Below are 3,298 nucleotides of genomic sequence, written 5' to 3' on the forward strand. Positions count from 1 at the left end.
GGCGATAGCGAAGAGGTCACACCCGTTCCCATGCCGAACACGGTCGTTAAGCTCTTCAGCGCCGATGGTAGTTGGAGGCTTCCTCCTGCAAGAGTAGGACGTTGCCGGGCGATAAAGTACAATCCAAGTGGATTGTGCTTTTTTATTTGCACAAAGGATAACGCACAAGGCCTGAAGAGCACTCGTTCGGAAGAACGAGCGGCTTCTATGAAAAAGCTGATGGGTACTGCGTGAGAAAACAGCGAAGGAAAACAGCATGACCCCCTGTGAGACGAGCCGTTTGTCCTCGTAAGACTTCATGAAAAAGGACAGAGGAAAGCGACATAAGTATCTTCCCCGTAGAAGACAAATGGAGAGCCAGGACGTTGCCGGGCGATAAAGTACAATCCAAGCGGATTGTACTTTTTTTATTGCACAAAAGATAACGCACAAGGCCTGAAGAGCACTCGTTCGGAAGAACGAGCGGCTTCTATGAAAAAGCCGATGAGTTTTGAGGCTATGAAATGGAGGGGAGGCAGGGTAAGAGGGGATTGAACGAATTAAATAAGCGGTACCAGTCCCAAGCACCGGTGCCGCTTATTCTTTGAGGAGAAAGTTTGCAATTAAGGCTGGGAGCTTCTTTTCTGCGACGGTAAGGTAGTGACGGATAAACGGGTAATCAGCGCCGTTAAATGTATGGATTAATTCGCCCCACCATTCCGCCTCGTATCTAGAAATCATGCTTAGGTTGTAAAGGAGTAAATAGTGGATGGCCGGTTCAGGTAATTTACATTGGGCCTTATCATTTCGCTTCTTCAGGATATAAATATTACCGGCATGATCTAGGAGCCAGGGCGATACAACTAAAGAAGAAGGGGAGTGGTGTAACGGAATAGAAAGCAGTTCCGCCTCTTCTGTGATTCTCATACGAGGGTTGTAGCCACTGTGAGGAAATGCCTCGATATATTGCTCAAAGCGATTCGGTGTCATATGATAGGAATCTAACAGCTTGGAAGGGAAAGTAAGATACGATCCGCTGAAGGTTCCTTTATAAGAAAGGTCCTGCTTGTACAGTTTTAAAAACAAAGGATGGAGGTCGGCGATGTGCTGAAGCAAGGTTCTCATTTGATACTTTTCAAAGCCATGTTTCATGTGAAACATTTTGTCTAATAAGTGCGAAAAAAGGCCGTTTTTTTGGACTTTGACTTCATCATCTAAAAAGCAGTAAGCGGCTTTTTTTCGTTTGCGGGTTGATACACCGTGAGCCAGCACATCACTATTTTGCGGATAGTCAGGATCTCTTGTTAAAATACAGGCTTTCAATAATTGAATAAAGCCGTAGAAAAGCAAGAGCGGTTTAAGTTCTACGGGGGAAGTATGCGCCTGCTTTAAATAAAGCTCTCCCTGTTGCAGATGATAAATAAACGAGTAGCAGGTATGATAGCTTTTTGCTTTTGCCTGGGGGATATGCAGTTGTTCATATGCCTCTGTTAAATAAGTTCTTGTAAAGGCAGCTGAATAAAAAGGTAGAAAATGTTCGGCTAACGGTTTATCCATCTCAATCGCTCCAATTGTTCTGTAAATTCTAAAAAGCACATTAATAATAGGATTCTTGACAGTAGTTTGCCCAATTGATAAGCTACTAATAATATTTTTACGTACAAAATAAAGGATTGAGGGAGGATGGATCATATGCGGGGAAATAAATTCCAAAAAGAGGGACTAACGTTTGATGATGTTCTTCTCGTACCAGCCAAGTCGGAAGTATTACCTAGAGACGTTTCGATTAAGACTGCGTTAAGTAATAATTTGCAATTGAACATGCCACTGATCAGCGCGGGGATGGACACCGTTACTGAAGCAGAAATGGCGATCGCCATGGCAAGAGAAGGCGGACTTGGCATTATCCATAAAAACATGTCGATTGAAAAGCAGGCGGAGCATGTAGATCGCGTTAAACGGTCGGAAAGTGGCGTTATTACCAATCCTTTCTACTTAACACCGGATCATCAAGTGTTTGATGCGGAACACTTAATGGGAAAGTACCGGATTTCAGGGGTGCCGATTGTCGATGAGCACCAAAAGCTTGTCGGGATTTTAACGAACCGCGACCTTCGTTTTATCGAAGATTATTCGATTAAGATTGATGAAGTGATGACGAAGCAGGATCTTGTTACGGCTCCTGTCGGGACGACTTTGCTTGATGCTGAAAAGATCCTACAAAAGTATAAGATAGAAAAGCTGCCGCTTGTTGATGATTCGGGCGTGTTAAAAGGACTAATCACGATTAAAGACATTGAAAAAGTGATTGAATTCCCGAACTCGGCAAAAGACTCACAAGGGCGTTTAGTCGTTGGAGCGGCGATAGGAGTATCTGCCGATGCTGATAAGCGGATTGAGGCACTGGTAGCTGCCGGCGTCGATGCCATCGTAATTGATACCGCTCACGGCCACTCAAAGGGTGTATTAGACAAGGTTCGTGAAGTTCGGCAGTCTTACCCTGATTTAACGATTATCGCTGGGAATGTGGCGACTGCGGAAGGGACACGTGATCTAATTGAAGCGGGTGCCGATGTAGTAAAAGTCGGAATCGGTCCTGGGTCAATCTGTACAACACGTGTTGTAGCGGGAATCGGTGTGCCGCAAATTACGGCCGTTTACGATTGTGCGACGGAGGCGGAAAAACACGGTGTGCCAATCATTGCGGACGGTGGCATTAAGTATTCCGGCGATATTGTTAAAGCCCTCGCAGCAGGGGGACATGCGGTCATGCTTGGAAGTTTGCTTGCCGGCGTGTCTGAAAGTCCAGGAGAGCGCGAAATCTATCAAGGGCGTCAATTTAAAGTGTATCGTGGCATGGGCTCTCTTGGCGCGATGGAAAAGGGGAGTAAGGATCGCTACTTCCAGGAAGACGCTCAAAAATTAGTCCCGGAAGGCATTGAAGGCAGAATTCCTTATAAAGGACCTTTGCACGATACCATTCATCAGCTCCTCGGTGGTCTACGGGCCGGCATGGGATACTGTGGAACAAGAACGTTAGAGGATTTACGAGAAAATGGACAATTTATCCGGATTACAGCAGCTGGGCTGCGGGAAAGTCATCCACATGATGTCCAAATTACGAAAGAAGCACCAAACTATTCCTTATAATAGATTATGAAAAAATAGATAGAGGTCTTCTCTATCTATTTTTTCAGATTGTCGAGAAACCCCACTTCTGAAAAGTGGGGTTTCTATTTTGCCTTTGCTTTTTTCTCTAGGATTTAAGAAATTACTCATAAAAGAAGATTGCCAGCCATCTCACCCTCTGGTGAGGTGG

Annotated in this window: 2 protein-coding genes and 1 rRNA gene; 2 read left to right on the forward strand and 1 reads right to left on the reverse strand. The window is 45.0% G+C overall.

The window, feature by feature from the left end:
* A 5S ribosomal RNA gene (rrf, locus tag M3212_RS21485) occupies window positions 1-110 on the forward strand; the annotation flags it as partial.
* Between the two features lie 466 nt (window positions 111-576).
* Here rrf and M3212_RS21490 read toward each other — a convergent pair.
* Entirely contained in the window at window positions 577-1,692 is a 1,116-nt protein-coding gene (locus tag M3212_RS21490; RefSeq protein ID WP_251195958.1) for a YaaC family protein, read from the reverse strand.
* Here M3212_RS21490 and guaB point away from each other — a divergent pair.
* On the forward strand, window positions 1,672-3,129 hold the full coding sequence (guaB, locus tag M3212_RS21495) for an IMP dehydrogenase (RefSeq protein WP_251195959.1): 1,458 nt from the start codon (window positions 1,672-1,674) through the stop codon (window positions 3,127-3,129). The genes M3212_RS21490 and guaB overlap by 21 nt on opposite strands.
* Window positions 3,130-3,298 lie beyond the last annotated feature (169 nt).

The sequence above is a fragment of the Halalkalibacter oceani genome, from assembly GCF_023715705.1.
In the GTDB taxonomy this organism is placed as follows: domain Bacteria; phylum Bacillota; class Bacilli; order Bacillales; family Bacillaceae_D; genus Halalkalibacter; species Halalkalibacter oceani_A.

Excerpts from the sequence above, each read along its gene's own strand:
- guaB (WP_251195959.1), top strand. The coding sequence starts at position 1,672 with ATGCGGGGAAATAAATTCCAAAAAGAGGGACTAACGTTTGATGATGTT.